Origin of the sequence: Yersinia bercovieri ATCC 43970, from assembly GCF_013282745.1 — a bacterium.
GTDB classification, from domain to species: Bacteria; Pseudomonadota; Gammaproteobacteria; order Enterobacterales; family Enterobacteriaceae; genus Yersinia; species Yersinia bercovieri.
The window spans coordinates 1,504,905-1,523,028 of record NZ_CP054044.1 but is presented as its reverse complement, the minus strand read 5'-3'; the positions used below and the strand labels follow the sequence as shown (position 1 = coordinate 1,523,028).

Sequence of the window (18,124 nt, the reverse complement as noted above, 5' to 3'; positions counted from 1 at the left end):
TTACCAATACTGCTCGCTGGTCATATGCCCCGGTTTACGGCGCAAGTGCTTACGCATATCACGTTGTTCTTTCAGCAATTGCTGGGTGTCTCGCACCATTTGCGGGTTACCACACAGCATCACATGACTATCCTTCGCATCAATGTTTAAGCCAACCGCCGCTTCCAGTGAGCCATTTTCAATCAATGCTGGCACCCTGCCCGTCAACGAACCGGGAGATCGCTCGCGACTCACCACTGTCTGGATACGCAGCTTGCCGTTATAGCGCTGCTCCAGCTGTTGCATCAGTGGCAAGTAGCTGAGATCACGGGCAAAACGTGCCGCATGGACTAGCACCACATGCTTGAAACGCTCTAGATCGCGCCCCTCCTGCAAGATAGAGAGATAGGGGCCAATGGCGGTGCCGGTTGCCAACATCCATAAGGTATCGCAATCCGGTATCTCTTCTAGCACGAAGAAGCCCGCCGCCTGCTTGGTCACCATCACTTCGCCGCCCACCGCCAGTTGGTCCAGTCGTGGGCTGAGCTTTCCTTCCGGCACAGTGACCAGATAGAACTCCAGATTGTCGTCACTCGGTGCATTGACGTAAGAGTAGGCCCGCTGTACCCGCTCGCCATTAATATCTAATGCCAGCTTGGCAAATTGACCGGCGGTAAAGGGATCGACGGGCGCATTGACCCGAATACTGAACAGCGCGTCTGTCCAGTGCTCGACGTGAGTAATTTTGCCACTAACCCATTCAGCCATCGTTATGATTCCCATTAGAAGTAATGCCAAAAGCGCAGGGGATATTTTAGGGGATCTGGCTAAAAAGTATTATCGATTAAATGTTATCGCGCTGTTTTACTTAGCAGATTCACGCCACCACGGTGAATTTGGACACTTTAGTTTACGTGAGTGGTGGATTTATCTGCCAGTCGTCCATTTGGCAATATGTCGTGCTGACTCGCTAAAAAATTCAAATTTGTTAGCTTATGCGCCGATAGTGAGGTGTGCCGCCACAAACGGCACGTATTACGGCTAATTAACGCATTAAGATAATGAAAAAAATAGAGAATTTTCACCTGTTAGTCATGTTGATCCTGCTGGTTGCCGTGGGTCAGATGGCGCAAACGATCTATGTGCCGGTTATCGCGGATATCGCCCGTGATTTATCCGTGCGTACCGGTGTGGTACAGCGTGTCATGGCGGCCTATTTGCTGACCTATGGCTTCTCACAGCTGATTTATGGCCCCCTCTCCGACCGGATTGGCCGTCGCCCCGTGATTCTGGTGGGCATGATGATTTTTATGTTAGGCGCATTGGGGGCGTGGTTGGCCGGTAGTCTGACCATGCTGGTGGCGGCCAGCGCTTTGCAAGGCATGGGGACCGGTGTCGCAGGTGTGATGGCGCGAACCATGCCGCGCGACCTCTATTCCGGCACCGCCTTACGTTACGCCAACAGCATGTTAAACATGGGGATTTTGGTCAGCCCGCTGATGGCGCCAGTGATTGGTGGGGTGCTGGCGAGTCTGTTTGGCTGGCGCGCCTGCTACGCATTTCTGCTGCTTTTATGCGGCGGTGTCGCATTTTGTATGTTCCGCTGGCTGCCAGAAACCCGCCCGCAGCAAACCGAAAAACGGCGAATGTTAGCCAGCTTCCGCCTGTTGCTCTCTGATAGCGCCTTTAGCTGTTATCTGGTGATGCTGATTGGTGCATTGGCTGGGATTGCCGTCTTTGAGGCCAGCGCGGGCGTGTTGATGGGCGGCGTGCTTGGGCTGAGTGGCGTGACCGTCAGTATTCTATTCATCCTACCAATTCCAGCGGCATTTTTTGGCGCATGGTATGCCGGTCGCGACGGCAAAACCTTCCACAGTCTGATGTGGCATTCCGTTATCAGTTGCCTGTTGGCAGGGCTGATGATGTGGATCCCCGGCTGGTTTGGTGTAATGAATATCTGGACCTTAGTGATACCGGCGGCACTATTCTTCTTTGGGGCGGGGATGTTATTCCCACTGGCCACCACCGGCGCGATGGAGCCGTTCCCTTATCTGGCGGGAGCTGCGGGGGCCTTGGTCGGCGGGCTACAGAATGTGGGATCAGGGCTGGCGACGTGGCTGTCCGCCATGCTACCGCAAACGGGGCAGTTCAGTTTGGGGTTGCTGATGTTCGCCATGGCGATTCTGATTTTGCTCTGCTGGTGGCCGCTATCCCATCGGATGCAACCACAAGAGCATCGCGTTTAAGCGATTGAAATACTGAGACAAAAACGGGTGCCGAATGCAGCACCCGTTTTTTCACTGAAAATTTATGAGCCGGATTACAGTAAGAATTCGTGCAATGACGGGTCTTTGCGATCCAGGAAATGGGTTGAGCGGATGCGGCGAATAGTGCGAGATTTACCACGGATCAGCAGTGTTTCAGTGGTCGCCATATTCCCTTTGCGATAAATCCCCTCCAGCAGATCACCTTTGGTAATCCCGGTGGCGGAGAAAATGACGTTGTCATTGCGCGCCATGTCCCCCAGTAGCAGAACCTTACCCGCTTCGATACCCATGGATTTACAGCGCACCAGCTCTTGCTCACCGATTCGGCGATTGTCTTCGTTATCCCCCTTCACTTGATGACGCGGCAACAAACGGCCTTGCATATCACCATCCAATGCACGGATCACCGCAGCAGAAATCACCCCTTCAGGTGCACCGCCGATGCAGTACATCACATCCACTTCGCTTTCTGGCATACAGGTCAAAATGGAGGCTGCCACGTCGCCATCAGGAATAGCGAATACTTTGACGCCAAGTTGCTGCATTTCAGCGATGATGCCGTCATGACGCGGTTTGGCTAGCGTGATCACGGTTAAATCGACCAATGGCTTATTCAGCTTATTGGCCACATTGCGCAGGTTTTGTTCCAGTGACAGGTTAAGGTCGATAGCGCCTTTCGCGGCAGGGCCAACCACCAGCTTTTCCATATACATATCCGGCGCATGTAAAAATGTGCCTTTATCGCCGACGGCCAGCACCGCCAATGCATTGGCCTGCCCCATGGCGGTCATGCGCGTGCCCTCAATGGGGTCAACCGCGATATCAACAGCATCCCCTTGACCCGTACCGACGTGTTCACCGATAAACAGCATCGGTGCTTCATCGATTTCGCCTTCACCGATAACAATCTGCCCATCAATATTGACCTGATTGAGCATAATGCGCATAGCCCGTACAGCAGCGCCGTCGGCAGCATTTTTATCGCCCCGACCCAGCCACTTATAACCTGCCAGCGCGGCAGCTTCGGTAACACGGGAGAACTCGATGGCTAATTCACGTTTCATGGTTAGACCTGTTGATTGCGAAATGGAGGAGTTGTATATGGGCGGGAATTCTATCACCCTTCGCCCTTGAAGTCGTAGAGGGGTTAGTGGTGGTGCCGTGAGCGCATAAAAAAACGCGCTATCGGGGGGCGACAGCGCGTTGATAACAAAAACACGTTCAGCGTAAAACAGGCAGACCGTTACTCTTCGTGCTCTTCCCATGCCTGAGCACGGGCCACCGCTTTCTTCCAGCCTTTGTAGCGGAAATCACGCTCAGTGGTTTCAATCCCTGGGCGGAATTCGCGCTCAATCGTTGCCTTGCTCTTCACTTCATCCAGATCATTCCAGAAGCCCGTTGCCAGACCCGCCAGGAATGCCGCACCCAGCGCAGTACTTTCGCGCACTGCCGGGCGCTCAACACGTGTGCCCAGAATATCGGCCTGGAACTGCATCAGGAAGTTGTTCGCCACTGCGCCACCATCGACACGCAGTGATTTCAGGCGTGCGCCGGAATCCGCTTGCATCGCATCCAGTACATCGCGAGTTTGGTAAGCGATTGACTCAAGTGTTGCGCGGATAATGTGGTTACTGTTAACGCCACGGGTCAGACCGAAAATCGCACCACGGGCATACGGGTCCCAATAAGGGGCGCCCAAGCCAGTGAAAGCAGGCACCACATACACGCCGTTGCTGTCTTTCACTTTAGTCGCGAAGTATTCGGAGTCGGTGGCATCACTGATCAGTTTCAGCTCATCACGCAGCCATTGGATAGATGCGCCACCAATAAACACTGCGCCTTCCAGTGCATAGTTAACTTCACCACGTGGGCCACAGGCGATAGTGGTCAACAGGCCATGATTAGACTGAACCGCTTCTTCACCGGTGTTCATCAGCAGGAAGCAACCAGTGCCGTAGGTGTTTTTCGCCATGCCTGGTTGCACACAAAGCTGGCCGAACAGAGCCGCTTGTTGATCACCGGCGATCCCAGCGATTGGGATACGCGTCCCGCCCTTACCACCAATGTTGGTTTGGCCGTAAACTTCGGAGGAGGGGCGAACTTCAGGCAGCATAGCGCGTGGAATGTTCAGCGCCGCCAGCATACGTTCATCCCACTCTTTGGTGCGGATATTAAACATCATGGTACGTGATGCGTTGGTGTAATCCGTAACGTGTACGCGGCCCTGTGTCATGTTCCACACCAGCCAGGTATCCACGGTACCAAACAGCAGCTCGCCACGCTCAGCACGGTCACGCGCGCCCTCCACGTTATCGAGGATCCATTTCACTTTCGTGCCGGAGAAGTAAGGGTCAACCACCAAGCCGGTGTTGTGGCGGATGTACTCTTCCAGCCCCTCTTTTTTCAATTTTTCGCAGATATCGGCAGTACGGCGACATTGCCAAACAATGGCGTTATACACCGGTTTACCGGTCGCTTTATCCCAAACAATGGTGGTTTCACGTTGGTTGGTGATGCCGATACCGGCTATCTCATCAGAACTGATACCGGCTTTCGCCAGCACTTCAACCAGCGTGGAACTCTGGGTTGCCCAGATCTCCATGGGGTCATGCTCAACCCAACCCGCTTTCGGGTAAATTTGGGTGAATTCGCGCTGAGACACACTCACGATATTAGCATCATGATCCAGCACCACTGCTCTGGAGCTGGTGGTCCCTTGATCAAGCGCAACAATATATTTTTTTTGAGTCGTATTTTCAGTTGTCATAATAAGCTCACATTTTAAGTTGCCGTTTATAGCATTATCTATTATTTATGCTTTGCGTTCTGTGGCGGTGACCGTAGTTTCTTCTTCATCGATTGCACACACATCACATGGCAAGTGGCGGCCAATCAGCGCGCGATAACCAAATGCACCAAGCAATGCACCGACAATTGGCCCGAAGATTGGCACCAGGAAGTAAGGAATATCACGCCCGCCAGTGAAGGCAATTTCGCCCCAACCTGCCAGATAAGCGAAAGCTTTTGGACCAAAGTCACGTGCAGGGTTTAATGCGAAACCGGTCAATGGCCCCATTGATGCACCGATAACGGCTATCAGTATACCAATCAGCAGAGGAGCCAGTGGGCCACGTGGAATACCGTTACCATCGTCAGTCAGCGCCAAAATCAGGCACATCAGAATGGCGGTAATCACGGTTTCAACCAGGAAAGCCTGGAAAACAGAAATGTGCGGGTTTGGATAGGTAGAGAAGATACCCGCCAGATTTAGGCTCTCAGCGCTGCCGCGAACCATTTGATGGGTCTGTTCAAAATCGACGAACAGGTTGTAGTACAGGCCGTACACTAATGCGGCAGCGCAAAATGCGCCGGCAACCTGCGCCACAATGTAAGGGATAACTTTACGGCGATCAAAGCAGGCGAATAACCACAGTGCGATGGTTACTGCCGGATTAAGGTGTGCACCTGAGATTGCTGCTGTTAAATAGATGGCCATGGCAACACCCAGGCCCCAAATGATACTAATTTCCCATTGCCCGAAACTGGCGCCGGCCAACTTCAACGCAGCAACACAACCTACACCAAAAAAGATTAGCAGACCGGTACCGAGGAACTCTGCGATACACTGGCCCTTCAAGGTCGAACTAGCGGTTTGGCTCATAGTAGATGTCCTACAGACAGAGATTTATAGGGTATTTCTTATTTTTGCCCTTCAGACCGCGAAGGGAGTGATGTAAATTTATCGTTAACGAGCACAAACGAGAAATAGCGAAATCAAAATGTGTGTGGTGCGTCATAAAAATGAGCGATTTCGCGTTATTCATGGCTGTTAAGGGACTTTAAAAGTGTGATCAGACCAGTGGTTTTCTCCCTGCTTGTTAAGAGAATGTAGAGTTTTACAGGATAGCTCACCGCCGTCTTTCAGTTTTTACTGATTTATACTTATACGAAATTGCTACAGAGTGTGGTTTGTGCCCGTATGGCGCTAGACAGGGGGAGACTGGCTACATACAATCGGTTTATCAAGAGCATCGTTTTTATCAAGCTGCGTTGCCTTTATGAAGGAACGCGTTAGAACATAGCGCTTGTTACACTCGTTCGATGAATATATAGCGCGATAAGTATTCACAGCAGTTTCATCTACCGAGGGTTGCTTTAGTCGATACGGGTTATGTCGTGCATAGGGTAACTTCGGTGAAGAATGATGACTGCGACTAAAAGTTGTACGCCTTGCTACCAGAAGGGGACCGAAGAATGTCATTTGAAGTATTTGAGAAATTGGAAGTTAAAGTTCAGCAGGCGATTGATACCATCACTTTATTGCAGATGGAAATTGAAGAGCTGAAAGAGAAAAATAACACCCTGTCCCAAGAAGTTCAGGATGTAGCGGGTGGTCGTGAAGCCTTAGTGCGTGAAAATGAGCAACTAAAGCAAGAGCAGCACGTCTGGCAGGATCGTCTGCGGGCGCTGCTGGGAAAGATGGAAGAAGTCTGAGTACTGACTGGCTTGCACAAACTCTTCCTGCTTGAAGTGGCAGGAAAGCAAAAGGGCGATATCGATATCGCCCTTTTTTATGTTTTTCGCTGAGAGATACGTGGAGTGTTATTCAATATCCAAGGGTTCTTCTGACAGAATAATACCGGTGTTGTCAGCATACAAATGGTCACCGGAGAAGAAGGTTACACCGCCAAAGTTAACGCGGATATCACTCTCGCCAATACCTTCATCGGCGGCACCGACAGGGATAGCGGCCATGGCCTGAATACCGATATCCAACTCAGCCAGTTCATCAACCTGACGGACGGCACCGTAAACGACAATCCCTTCCCACTCGTTTCTCAACGCTAAATCAGCAAGTTCAGCATTGACTAATGCACGGCGCACCGAACCACCGCCATCGACGACCAGGACACGGCCCAGACCATTCTCTTCAAGCAGGTCAAACAACAAGCCGTTATCTTCGAAACATTTTACAGTAGTAATCTTGCCACCAAATGAAGTACGTCCGCCAAAATTGGAGAACAGTGGTTCTACCACATTTACCTCTTCGTGATAGATATCGCAGAGATCGGAAGTATCATATTTCATAGGATTAACGTCTGGTTGCGGCTGGGATGCTAAGTATATCCCTTTCTGGCTACTGTTGGCAAAATCATCAATTGTTAAATTTATCCGAGCCGACCTTCGCGCCAGCCCGCTCGGACAAAGAGAGACGCGGGATTAACTGAATACCAAGCCGACAGCAAACAGGATATTGGTCAGTAGTGCGGCTTTTACCATATGTTCGAGCATTGGCCTCATGCCCGCCGCCGTTGGCTCGCGCAGGACAAACAGAGCATGTTTAACCAGCAATGGAACGGCCAGAATAAAGATCCATCCCGCCCAGCTATGCAAATTCAGAGTGCTAAACAGCGCCAGGCAGAAGATCGCGGCGGCGATCAATAGAGCATGATAATAACGTGCGACAACCGGCCCTAATCGCACTGCGAGCGTATTTTTGCCATTCGCTCTGTCATTTTCGATATCGCGCAAATTATTGATATTTAGTACGGCGGTCGCCAGTAGACCACAGGCGGTGGCTGGCAGCATGACAATGCTATCAAAGTGCCCGGCCTGAAGGTAGTAAGTCCCGGCGACACTCAGCCAGCCGAAAAACACTAATACTGAAATATCGCCCAGCCCCATATAACCATAGGGTTTAGTACCCACGGTGTAGGTAATGGCAGCCACAATAGCCATCAGCCCGAGCAATAAGAAACCTAAAACGTCACTGGGCTTTTCACAAGCGATGGCGATGAGTGAGATACCGGAAATGACCGTCAGGGTTACGGTGATAATCAGTGCGGCCTTCATCTGATGGCGGGTAATCATCCCTTTCTGCATACCGCGTAACGGCCCGATACGCTCCTCGGTATCACTGCCTTTAATCGCATCGCCGTAATCATTGGCCAGATTGGACAGAATTTGCAGCAGGCCAGCAGTTAACAAGGCGAGTAAAGCGACGGCGGGTTTAAAACTATCGAGCCAGACAGCCAGTGCTGAGCCAGTGACGATAGAGGCAAAAGCCAGAGGTAGGGTTCGTGGCCGTAGGCTTTCCAGCCAAGCCTGAGTTTGGCTGCTATTGGTTGATAGGCTCATTTTTCGCTTCATTTTATAGGAGTCTGGTCCGCCCATATTGGCGCGTTAAAAAGATTCATGTCTGCCAAGAGTAATATCGTCAGAAATAATGTCATCAAAAACAAGAGTGGGAGGCGATGCCTCCCACTCGATATCTATCGGCGGACCATTTTATCCAGCATAGGGCTATAAAGCGAATTATAGGATAAAACGACTTAGATCTTCATCTGCGACCAGTTCATCCAGATGCTTACCGACATATGCAGCATCAATGGTGATGGATTGACCATGACTTTCGCTAGCGTCATAGGAGATATCCTCCATCAAACGCTCCAACACGGTATGCAAACGACGTGCGCCGATATTCTCGGTGCGTTCGTTAACTTGCCATGCCGCTTCAGCAATTTTGCGGATACCTTCGCGGGTAAACTCAACGGTCACACCCTCGGTCGCCATTAATGCTTTGTACTGCTCGGTTAACGAGGCACTCGGCTCAGTCAAAATGCGCTCGAAATCATCCGTGGTCAGCGCCTGCAATTCTACGCGGATTGGCAAGCGACCTTGCAATTCCGGGATAAGATCTGACGGGCTGGAGACCTGAAACGCACCGGAGGCAATAAACAGAATATGGTCAGTTTTTACCATGCCGTGCTTGGTTGAAACAGTACAACCTTCCACCAGTGGCAGCAAGTCACGCTGTACCCCTTCGCGGGACACATCGGGGCCTGACGTCTGGCCGCGCTTACAGATTTTATCGATTTCATCGATGAACACGATCCCGTGTTGCTCCACCGCATCAATTGCCTGCTGCTTCAGCTCTTCCGGGTTAACCAGCTTCGCGCCCTCTTCCTCAATCAGCAGTTTGAATGCGTCTTTGATTTTGATTTTGCGTGGTTTTTGTTTCTGACCAGCGATATTCTGGAACATCGATTGCAGCTGATTGGTCATCTCCTCCATGCCCGGAGGTGCCATAATTTCAACCCCCATCGGCGAGGCCGCCAGATCAATTTCAATCTCTTTGTCATCTAACTGACCTTCTCGCAGTTTTTTGCGGAAAGCTTGGCGGGTTGCGGATGGCTCTTGAGTCTCATCCGGCTGGCCCCAGTTATTTTTGGCCGGAGGGATGAGCACGTCCAGAATGCGCTCTTCGGCTAACTCTTCCGCTCGATAGCGCATTTTCTCAATGGATTGATGACGAACCATTTTTACCGCCGCATCAGTCAGATCGCGGATAATCGAGTCCACTTCCTTACCAACATAGCCAACTTCGGTGAACTTGGTGGCTTCAACTTTAATGAACGGCGCATTGGCCAGTTTTGCCAGACGGCGGGCAATTTCAGTTTTACCTACACCGGTTGGGCCGATCATCAGAATATTTTTAGGGGTAACTTCGTGACGCAACTCTTCGTTGAGCTGCATACGACGCCAGCGGTTACGCAGGGCAATGGCCACTGCACGTTTGGCTTTATCTTGGCCGATAATGTAGCTATCAAGTTCGCTGACAATCTCACGTGGGGTCATTTCAGACATGTCACTCTATCCTTACGCTTTGTTCGTTAATAACGCCTGGTACGAATTACTCTGTAGGTTACAAATACCTAGTACGTTAATTCTTCAATAGTTTGGAAGCGGTTGGTATAGATACAGATATCCCCCGCAATGCTCAGTGATTTCTCAACAATATCCCGCGCACCTAATTCGGTATTATCTAGCAGCGCACGTGCCGCAGACTGGGCATAAGGCCCGCCGGAACCGATAGCAATCAGATCATCTTCAGGCTGAACAACATCGCCATTACCGGTAATGATGAGTGAGGCGGTTTCATCAGCAACAGCCAGCAGAGCCTCGAGCTTGCGTAGCATACGGTCTGTACGCCAGTCTTTGGCTAACTCAACCGCCGCTTTCGTCAGATGGCCCTGGTGCATCTCTAGTTTACGCTCAAACAGTTCAAACAGCGTAAAAGCATCAGCGGTTCCCCCCGCAAAACCCGCTATGACTTTATTGTTATAAAGACGGCGGACTTTTTTAGCATTACCTTTCATTACGGTATTGCCCAGGGTGACCTGGCCATCACCACCGATAACAACATGACCATTACGGCGAACACTTACAATTGTTGTCACGAGCGAACCCTCGTTGCAGACTGAATGGACCCCCATACTGTCTTTCAGAAAAACAGTATGGGGTATATTGAGATTATAAATGGGGGAGGATTACTACTTTTCAACCCCCTACAGCGAGGGGAATGCATCCTGATTGACCAGCATCTTTCAAACGCTGCAAGGTTTTATCCGCTACAGCTTTGGTGCTGTACGGGCCGAGCACCACACGATTCCAGCCACCGCCAGCGGTAATACGGCTTTCGATACCACCAAATGCCAATTGGGCGCGGATAGATTCAGCCTGATCAACGGCTTTGAATGAACCACATTGCACCATCCAACGTTGCGCTTTTTCTTTCTCTTTTTCCGGCTTCGGCGGTGTTACCGGTGCTACAGGCTGGGTACGCGGCGGTGTAGAGACCTGCGACGGTACTTGCGTCTGCGGTTGTACGCGACTTGCCGACGGTGCCGCCGCTGGCGATTGCACCGGCGTGGTCACTTGTCGCGGCTGTGTTAGTGGCGGCTGCATATTGGCCGGCGGCGGTGTGATAGTCACCGCAGAACGTGGCACCGATATCCCTTGGTTATAAGGCACCTCGGACAACTGTGTCGGCTGCTGGCGCATATCCGCCTGCATCTGCTCAAGCAATTGCCGCTGCTCATTTGTCAGTTGAGTCTGGGAATTAACTTCACCACCAGCAGAAGGCTCGGTGGGTGTCGGTACGCCAATCTGGCGATTCTCCAGCTCTTTAATGTAGCGCCAGCGCTCCTCCGGTTTCGGTGGTAACCCATTGCCCGTACGAGGGTCATGATTGGGCAGTAGCGGAAGCTCACCCGGCTTATTGTGGGTGATGAAATAGAGACCACCAATAAATACCACTAATAACGCGACGGCCAGCGCCACCACGGTTTTAGATATTGCTGGAGCACTGCGTTTTTTCCGGCTGGGGCTTTTGCGCCGCGCTCCTGAGCGCCCTCGGCTTACATAATCTCTCTGTGCCACTATCGTTTCGCTGCGTCGTAATGATGGGATAAGTCCGTCATGTTACTGAACCCCTGAATATTTGCCTAGCTTTTAGGCGCAGCAGTACTTTCCCTGATGATTAATTCGGTGTCTAACAAGCGGGAGCCACTTTGTACTGAATGCCCTTGTAACTGTTCGAGTAATAGTAACATGGCTTGCTGACCAATTTGATAACGAGGTTGCGCCACCGTGGTTAAAGGTGGGTAGCAATACTGTGACAGCTTCAGATTATCAAACCCAACCAATGAGACATCCTGCGGCACCTTTAGCCCCATTCTCTTCGCCTGCCACATGGCCCCTATCGCCATCACATCATTGTGACAAAATATTGCTGTGGGCGGGTTGGGCAGCGCCATCAGAGTGGCAAAGGTTTCAGCACCCGCTTCATAACTGAAGTCACCGCGCAAAATATAGTCACTATCGACCGCAATACCATTACGGCGTAGCGCTTGAATATAGCCCTGTAGCCGATAATGGCTCAGCGGCAATGTCTCTGGCCCCGCCACACAGGCAATGCGCTGGTGCCCCAATTCATGCAGATAGTTCACTGCTTCATAGGCAGCGGTTAGATTATCGATATGCACCGTTGGCAGTTCCAGCTCAGGTGAGAACTCGTTTGCCATCACCATTGGCGGCAGATTGCGCTGCTCTTCTTTGCTGGCATCAAACGGCAGATTAGAGCCTAACAGCAACATACCATCGATCTGCTTGGTGATAATTAAGTTAACGAAGGTGCGCTCTTGCTGAGTTTGTTGTGCGCAGTCGCCAATTAAGATCAGATAGTCTTGCTGGGCTGCCGCAAACTCAATGCCTTGGATAATGTCGGCAAAAAACGGATCGCTGATATCCGGTACGATAACCAGAATCGTGCGCGATTCGTTACGTTTAATGTTGCGAGATAAAGCGTGAGGAGAGTAGCCCACAGCCAGAACAGCTTGCTCCACCTTTTGTCGAGTCACTGCTGAAACCTTTTCTGGATTCATCAATGCGCGTGACACCGTCGCAGTTGAAACGCCCGCCATTCCAGCAACGTCTTTCATGGTGGCTACCGTGAACTCTTTCTTCTGTTCCAACGCCTTTCTCCTTGCTCTGGCTCCATGCCAGCACTAATTGCTTTGAGATATCCCGAGGCCAATGGCTCAGGATATTAACGAGTTGTCACACGTCAACCCTGGTTATCGGTTAGCCGCGCTCATATCCTTTCATGGCAGTGTGGTTTCGGTTAAATACAGACTTTGCGACATTCTATACAGATAGTGGGGGCAATTTGTTACCTAATTTGCATTAAAAGTGTGACATAAGTGAGGTTTTTCGAACTGGCTCGCAGAAAGCAGGGTAATCGATTGCTTAGAGATAGAGATCAAACCGCAAATCACCCATTTTCACCCCAAATAAAATGAAGAGTTTATATTCCCCAAAATCATTGGCGTCGCAGCTAGGCAGCAAATGAGTGAATCCCGATGAGCTTACATCAGTAAGTGATTCGGGTGAGCGAGAGCAGCTAACAACGCTGCGGCGTCAAGGAAGAAAGACATTACCTAAAGTCATTGGCGTTGCAGCTAGGCAGCAAAGGAGTGAATCCCGATGAGCTTACATCAGTAAGTGATTCGGGTGAGCGAGAGCAGCTAACACGGCTGCGGCGTCAAGGAAGAAAGACATTACCTAAAGTCATTGGCGTTGCAGCTAGGCAGCAAAGGAGTGAATCCCGATGAGCTTACATCAGTAAGTGATTCGGGTGAGCGAGAGCAGCTAACACGGCTGCGGCGTCAAGGAAGAAAGACATTACCTAAAGTCATTGGCGTTGCAGCTAGGCAGCAAAGGAGTGAATCCCGATGAGCTTACATCGGTAAGTGATTCGGGTGAGCGAGAGCAGCTAACACGGCTGCGGCGTCAAGGAAGAAAGACATTACCTAAAGTCATTGGCGTTGCAGCTAGGCAGCAAAGGAGTGAATCCCGATGAGCTTACATCGGTAAGTGATTCGGGTGAGCGAGAGCAGCTAACACGGCTGCGGCGTCAAGGACGAAAGGTAATTAGCTATCGATGGGATCGACGTCTAACGTCCACTTAACCTTCCGCGCTTGCGGCAATGTATTGATTAGTGGTTGAGAGGTTTTAATCAGCCGTTGCAGCAATTGCCTTGAGGGGTGCTGTAGCAAGAGTTGCCATCGGAAGCGCCCACCTCGTTTGGCTTGCAAGGCGGGTACTGGCCCCATGATCCAGAGGGCATCATCTTTGAGCGGACTGGCTTCCAATAAATTGCGCAATTGTTGCAGGAAAAGTGCTGACTGCTGATTATCGTGATCTTCGCTGCGCACGATGATATGGCTGGTATAGGGCGGTAAAAATACACTTTTACGCTCTGCCAGTGCCTGTTTGGCAAAAGCATCGTAGCCCTGTTGCAGCAGGATTTGTAACAGTGGGTGCTCAGGGTGATGGGTTTGTAAAAGGACTTCACCCTGCTTACCGGCACGCCCGGCGCGGCCTGACACCTGCGTATAGAGCTGGGCAAAGCGCTCCGCTGAGCGAAAATCGGCGGAGAATAGCGCACCATCGACATCTAACAATGCCACCAACGTGACATCAGGGAAGTGATGCCCTTTGGCCAACATTTGCGTGCCAATCAAAATACGCGCACCGCCCTGATGGACATCCGCCAGATGCTGCTCCAGCGAGCCTTTGCGGCTGGTGGTATCACGGTCAATTCGAGTGATTGGCGTGTCGGGGAATAGCGGGGCCAGCTCATTTTCCAGCTGTTCAGTGCCGACCCCCACCGAGACCAGATGCGTGGTTCCGCATTTCGGGCATTGCTGAGGCACTGGCCGCTGACTGTCACAATGGTGGCAACGCAACTGGCGGTGATTCTGATGCAGGGTGTAATAGTGGTCGCAGCGCTGACACTCGGCAATCCAGCCACACTCATGGCACAGTAACGCGGGTGCATACCCTCGGCGATTTAGAAACAAAATCACCTGATTATCTGCCGCCAAATGGGCCTTCATCCGTTTCAGCAGAGGCTGAGAAAGCCCCACTTTTAGCGGCAACCCTTTGAGATCAAGCAAGTGCTGCGCGGCGGGTTTGGCATTACCGGCTCGTTTACTCAACGTTAGCTGGCGATATTTGCCCATTTGCACATTATGTAAGGTTTCCAGCGCAGGGGTGGCAGTGCCCATCACGATAGGAATACCCTCTTCACGGGCGCGGAATACCGCTAAATCTCGCGCGTGATAGCGCCAGCCCTCCTGCTGCTTATAGGAGCTGTCGTGCTCCTCATCAATAATAATGACCCCCAGACGGGAGAATGGGGTAAACAGCGCAGAGCGCGTACCAATGACAATCGCGGCTTCACCATTACGCGCCCGCAACCAGACCGACAGACGTTCACTGTCGTTTAAGCCAGAGTGTAACACCTCAACCGGTGCGCTAAACCGCTCACGAAAACGGGCGATAGTCTGCGGGGTCAAGCCAATCTCAGGCACCAACACCAGCGCCTGGCGGCCCTGCGCCAGAATATTTTCCAGCACACTCAGATAAACTTCCGTTTTACCGGAACCCGTCACCCCCGCCAGTAACCAAGCGGCAAACTGGGTATCTTCGCTGCGGATCGCGCCAACGGCGGTGGCCTGCTCGGTATTCAGCCGCAGGCGCTCACCCAGCACGGCAAAACCCTGGCGCCAATCGGTGGTCGCCACCTCTTGCGAACGCAGATCAATCAACCCCTTGCTGCGCAAGGCTTGCAGGGCGCTTTCGGTTAATGCCATTTCATTTATTTGGTGGCGATAGACCGGTTTTTGCAATAAAGCGGCAAGCGCCTGTTGCTGCTTTGGCGCACGTTTTAAGCTGTCCGGCGGTGTTGCGCGGCCCTGCTCGGTGGCAAACCATTGCCACAAAGGGGCCGATTGTGCCGGTTTTCCTTGCCGCAACAGAATAGGCAGGGCATGAAACAGCACTTCGCCGATGGGATAGTGGTAGTAGTCGGTTGCCCAGCAGAGAATGCGCCACAAGCTGGGCGGGAATAAGCTGCAGTCATCCAAAATGGCATCAATGGCTTTCAGTTGATCAAGGGGGAGTGCGCTGGTATCACTGATACCCACCACAATCCCGATGGCTTTGCGTTTACCAAACGGCACGCTGACGCGAGCACCCACCACCGGGCAGGCCATGGCGCGGTCTAATCGGTAATCAAAGGTACGGGCCAGCGGTACGGGTAAAGCCACTTGAACAACGGACATGTGTTGTCATCCTGAATAAAAAAATTGGCCTGAATAAAAAATGATTGAACAGTTTACACCGCATGCTTCACAATGTGCGGATTCGATTGCGCGGCTTTGGCAAATTCTGTATGATTCGCCGCCTTTGATATAATTCGATATCAAATCCTGTTAACAACCGTTGGTTACTTTATCAGCGATTGTTAGTTATCAATCGTGTGGTGTCTGGCGGAACAGGGCTGGATAGCGACACGGCCTAAATATAGAGGTTTCCATGAAACAAGGTATCCACCCTAAATACGATTTAGTTACTGCTTCTTGCTCTTGCGGTAACGTTATCAAGATCAACTCTACCGTTGGTCATGACCTGAATCTGGACGTGTGCGGCGAATGCCACCCGTTCTACACTGGCAAGCAGCGTGATGTTGCGACCGGTGGCCGTGTTGACCGCTTCAACAAGCGTTTCAGCGTGCCAGGTGCAGCTAAGAAGTAATGTCTGCCCGTCAGACGAAAAAGGCGCCTTAGGCGCCTTTTTTCATTTCTACTCCCCCATTCACATTCAGTGATGAACAGGGTCGTTGTGGGAAATCAATATTCCCAAGTATCGGGATCAACACCCAATTCACGCATTAAAATCTTCGCGGCTTCCGGGATTTCATCACTGCGCTCTTTACGCAGATCTTCGTCATTCGGCAGCGGCTGGCCAGTAAATGCATGCAAAAAAGCCTCACACAACAATTCACTGTTGGTGGCGTGGCGCAGGTTATTCACCTGACGGCGGGTCCGTTCATCGGTGAGGATTTTTAACACCTTCAGCGGAATGGATACCGTAATTTTTTTGACCTGTTCGCTTTTCTTGCCGTGTTCAGCGTAAGGGCTGACATACTCGCCGTTCCACTCAGCCATGGGACACCTTAAATTTATCGGAAAAATACTAAATTCTGAAAACGGGCCAATTATGCCCGATCTTCGCTGTTCTCACTAAATAAATGTCAGTTTTACTAGACTAACGTCACTCATTTAATCATTTTCGCCATTTATTAATAGCCGATACCTTTCTCTGCCATCTTTACGGGTAAACAAAACCTCACCGAAACCTGACTGACATCATTAAGATATCTAAAACCTCTATAATTTTAGCGGTTATTATTCCATTGCTCAATCTATACGCAAAGAAGTTTAGATGTCCAGATGTATTGACGTCCGTAATTTGTGCGTCTACTCTGGCGTAACATTTTCTCGATCCCGGCTGGTGGAAATCCATATGACGCGTAAACAGGCAACAATAGCAGTCCGTAGTGGGTTGAACGATGACGAGCAATACGGCTGCGTTGTCCCCCCGATTCACCTCTCCAGTACTTACAATTTTATCGATTTTAATCAGCCACGCGCACATGACTATTCACGTCGCGGTAACCCAACGCGCGATGTGGTGCAGCGGGCCTTGGCTGAACTGGAAGGGGGCGCTGGTGCTGTAATGACCAGCAGCGGGATGTCGGCGATTCATTTGGTTTGCACCACATTGCTAAAACCGGGCGATCTGCTGGTCGCGCCGCACGACTGTTATGGCGGCAGCTACCGTCTATTCGATAGCCTGAGCAAACGCGGGGCTTACCGCGTGCTGTTTGTTGATCAGGGTGATGAAGTGGCCCTGAGCCGCGCCCTGGCTGAAAAACCTAAGCTGGTATTGATTGAAACACCAAGCAATCCGCTACTGCGGGTGGTGGATATTGCCGCCATCTGCAAAGCCGCCCATGCCGTTGGCGCACTGACGGTTTGCGACAATACCTTCCTCAGCCCAGCCTTGCAGCAGCCGCTCGCTTTAGGCGCGGATCTGGTAGTTCACTCCTGTACCAAATATCTGAATGGTCACTCAGATGTGGTGGCCGGTGCGGTGATTGCCAAAGATCCTGAGCTGGCGGTCGAGCTGGCCTGGTGGGCAAATAATATTGGCGTCACTGGTGCGGCGTTTGATAGCTACCTGTTATTGCGCGGTTTGCGTACCTTGTCACCGCGTATGGCTCAACAGCAACGTAATGCCGATGACATTGTTCGTTATTTACAGCAGCAGCCTTTGGTGAAAAAGCTGTATCATCCCTCTCTGCCACAACATCCCGGCCACGAAATTGCTTGCCGTCAGCAGTCAGGTTTTGGTGCGATGCTCAGTTTTGAGTTCGATGGTGATGAACAGGTGTTGCGCCGTTTCCTCTCTGCCCTTGAGCTGTTTACCTTGGCGGAGTCTTTGGGCGGCGTGGAGAGCCTGATCTCCCATGCAGCGACCATGACCCATGCCGGTATGGCGCCAGAAGCGCGCACTGCCGCCGGTATTACTGATAGCTTGTTGCGTATTTCCGTGGGTATTGAAGACAGCGAAGATTTGATTGCCGATTTGGAAAATGCCTTCCAGTTGGCGGGAACGAGGTAAG

At 51.4% G+C, this 18,124-nt stretch carries 16 protein-coding genes; 4 read left to right on the top strand and 12 right to left on the bottom strand.

The window, feature by feature from the left end; all coding sequences use genetic code 11:
• Complete coding sequence (gene fpr / locus HRK25_RS06850; RefSeq protein ID WP_005279183.1) at nucleotides 1-747, bottom strand: ferredoxin--NADP(+) reductase; 747 nt, start codon at nucleotides 745-747, stop codon at nucleotides 1-3.
• A gap of 293 nt (nucleotides 748-1,040) precedes the next feature.
• Here fpr and emrD point away from each other — a divergent pair, with 293 nt between their 5' ends.
• Nucleotides 1,041-2,225, top strand: a complete 1,185-nt coding sequence (emrD, locus tag HRK25_RS06845) for a multidrug efflux MFS transporter EmrD (protein ID WP_005279177.1) — start codon at nucleotides 1,041-1,043, stop codon at nucleotides 2,223-2,225.
• A 74-nt stretch (nucleotides 2,226-2,299) separates the two neighbouring features.
• Here emrD and glpX read toward each other — a convergent pair whose 3' ends face one another.
• The 3 genes from glpX to HRK25_RS06830 all read right to left on the bottom strand — a co-directional run bounded on the left by glpX (nucleotide 2,300) and on the right by HRK25_RS06830 (nucleotide 5,907).
• Nucleotides 2,300-3,310 (bottom strand): class II fructose-bisphosphatase, encoded by a 1,011-nt coding sequence (gene glpX, locus HRK25_RS06840; RefSeq protein ID WP_005279175.1) that lies wholly within the window; start codon nucleotides 3,308-3,310, stop codon nucleotides 2,300-2,302.
• A gap of 179 nt (nucleotides 3,311-3,489) precedes the next feature.
• Nucleotides 3,490-5,013 (bottom strand): glycerol kinase GlpK, encoded by a 1,524-nt coding sequence (glpK, locus tag HRK25_RS06835; protein WP_005279174.1) that lies wholly within the window; start codon nucleotides 5,011-5,013, stop codon nucleotides 3,490-3,492.
• Nucleotides 5,014-5,058: 45 nt separating this feature from the next.
• Nucleotides 5,059-5,907, bottom strand: coding sequence for an MIP/aquaporin family protein (locus HRK25_RS06830; protein WP_005279172.1), 849 nt, complete (start codon nucleotides 5,905-5,907; stop codon nucleotides 5,059-5,061).
• A gap of 593 nt (nucleotides 5,908-6,500) precedes the next feature.
• Between HRK25_RS06830 and zapB the strand changes: the two genes are divergently transcribed.
• On the top strand, nucleotides 6,501-6,740 hold the full coding sequence (gene zapB, locus HRK25_RS06825) for a cell division protein ZapB (protein WP_004876124.1): 240 nt from the start codon (nucleotides 6,501-6,503) through the stop codon (nucleotides 6,738-6,740).
• Between the two features lie 108 nt (nucleotides 6,741-6,848).
• Here zapB and rraA read toward each other — a convergent pair whose 3' ends face one another.
• The 7 genes from rraA to priA form a co-directional block, all read right to left on the bottom strand.
• On the bottom strand, nucleotides 6,849-7,334 hold the full coding sequence (rraA, locus tag HRK25_RS06820; protein WP_005279170.1) for a ribonuclease E activity regulator RraA: 486 nt from the start codon (nucleotides 7,332-7,334) through the stop codon (nucleotides 6,849-6,851).
• A 132-nt stretch (nucleotides 7,335-7,466) separates the two neighbouring features.
• Nucleotides 7,467-8,384: a 1,4-dihydroxy-2-naphthoate polyprenyltransferase gene (locus HRK25_RS06815; RefSeq protein ID WP_005279168.1), complete on the bottom strand. Its 918-nt coding sequence runs from the start codon at nucleotides 8,382-8,384 to the stop codon at nucleotides 7,467-7,469.
• Nucleotides 8,385-8,561: 177 nt separating this feature from the next.
• Entirely contained in the window at nucleotides 8,562-9,893 is a 1,332-nt protein-coding gene (gene hslU / locus HRK25_RS06810) for an HslU--HslV peptidase ATPase subunit (RefSeq protein WP_004876122.1), read from the bottom strand.
• Between the two features lie 68 nt (nucleotides 9,894-9,961).
• The gene (hslV, locus tag HRK25_RS06805; protein WP_005279166.1) at nucleotides 9,962-10,486 is read right to left on the bottom strand and encodes an ATP-dependent protease subunit HslV; all 525 of its coding nucleotides are present in this window, start codon (nucleotides 10,484-10,486) and stop codon (nucleotides 9,962-9,964) included.
• Nucleotides 10,487-10,586: 100 nt separating this feature from the next.
• Entirely contained in the window at nucleotides 10,587-11,468 is an 882-nt protein-coding gene (gene ftsN / locus HRK25_RS06800) for a cell division protein FtsN (protein WP_005279164.1), read from the bottom strand.
• A gap of 65 nt (nucleotides 11,469-11,533) precedes the next feature.
• Nucleotides 11,534-12,562 (bottom strand): DNA-binding transcriptional regulator CytR, encoded by a 1,029-nt coding sequence (gene cytR / locus HRK25_RS06795; RefSeq protein ID WP_005279162.1) that lies wholly within the window; start codon nucleotides 12,560-12,562, stop codon nucleotides 11,534-11,536.
• A 958-nt stretch (nucleotides 12,563-13,520) separates the two neighbouring features.
• A complete protein-coding gene (priA, locus tag HRK25_RS06790; protein WP_032899070.1) occupies nucleotides 13,521-15,719 on the bottom strand; it encodes a primosomal protein N' in 2,199 nt (732 codons plus the stop codon).
• Between the two features lie 253 nt (nucleotides 15,720-15,972).
• Here priA and rpmE point away from each other — a divergent pair, with 253 nt between their 5' ends.
• Complete coding sequence (gene rpmE / locus HRK25_RS06785; RefSeq protein ID WP_004876115.1) at nucleotides 15,973-16,191, top strand: 50S ribosomal protein L31; 219 nt, start codon at nucleotides 15,973-15,975, stop codon at nucleotides 16,189-16,191.
• 95 nt (nucleotides 16,192-16,286) lie between these two features.
• Here the strand turns inward: rpmE and metJ are convergent, their stop codons facing one another.
• Nucleotides 16,287-16,604, bottom strand: coding sequence for a met regulon transcriptional regulator MetJ (metJ, locus tag HRK25_RS06780; protein WP_004392248.1), 318 nt, complete (start codon nucleotides 16,602-16,604; stop codon nucleotides 16,287-16,289).
• Between the two features lie 358 nt (nucleotides 16,605-16,962).
• Here metJ and metB point away from each other — a divergent pair, with 358 nt between their 5' ends.
• Entirely contained in the window at nucleotides 16,963-18,123 is a 1,161-nt protein-coding gene (gene metB, locus HRK25_RS06775; protein WP_032899072.1) for a cystathionine gamma-synthase, read from the top strand.
• Nucleotide 18,124: the final 1 nt, after the last annotated feature.

Excerpts from the sequence above, each read along its gene's own strand:
- fpr (WP_005279183.1), bottom strand. The coding sequence starts at position 747 with ATGGCTGAATGGGTTAGTGGCAAAATTACTCACGTCGAGCACTGGACA.
- emrD (WP_005279177.1), top strand. The coding sequence starts at position 1,041 with ATGAAAAAAATAGAGAATTTTCACCTGTTAGTCATGTTGATCCTGCTG.
- glpX (WP_005279175.1), bottom strand. The coding sequence starts at position 3,310 with ATGAAACGTGAATTAGCCATCGAGTTCTCCCGTGTTACCGAAGCTGCC.
- glpK (WP_005279174.1), bottom strand. The coding sequence starts at position 5,013 with ATGACAACTGAAAATACGACTCAAAAAAAATATATTGTTGCGCTTGAT.
- HRK25_RS06830 (WP_005279172.1), bottom strand. The coding sequence starts at position 5,907 with ATGAGCCAAACCGCTAGTTCGACCTTGAAGGGCCAGTGTATCGCAGAG.
- zapB (WP_004876124.1), top strand. The coding sequence starts at position 6,501 with ATGTCATTTGAAGTATTTGAGAAATTGGAAGTTAAAGTTCAGCAGGCG.
- rraA (WP_005279170.1), bottom strand. The coding sequence starts at position 7,334 with ATGAAATATGATACTTCCGATCTCTGCGATATCTATCACGAAGAGGTA.
- HRK25_RS06815 (WP_005279168.1), bottom strand. The coding sequence starts at position 8,384 with ATGAGCCTATCAACCAATAGCAGCCAAACTCAGGCTTGGCTGGAAAGC.
- hslU (WP_004876122.1), bottom strand. The coding sequence starts at position 9,893 with ATGTCTGAAATGACCCCACGTGAGATTGTCAGCGAACTTGATAGCTAC.
- priA (WP_032899070.1), bottom strand. The coding sequence starts at position 15,719 with ATGTCCGTTGTTCAAGTGGCTTTACCCGTACCGCTGGCCCGTACCTTT.
- rpmE (WP_004876115.1), top strand. The coding sequence starts at position 15,973 with ATGAAACAAGGTATCCACCCTAAATACGATTTAGTTACTGCTTCTTGC.
- metJ (WP_004392248.1), bottom strand. The coding sequence starts at position 16,604 with ATGGCTGAGTGGAACGGCGAGTATGTCAGCCCTTACGCTGAACACGGC.
- metB (WP_032899072.1), top strand. The coding sequence starts at position 16,963 with ATGACGCGTAAACAGGCAACAATAGCAGTCCGTAGTGGGTTGAACGAT.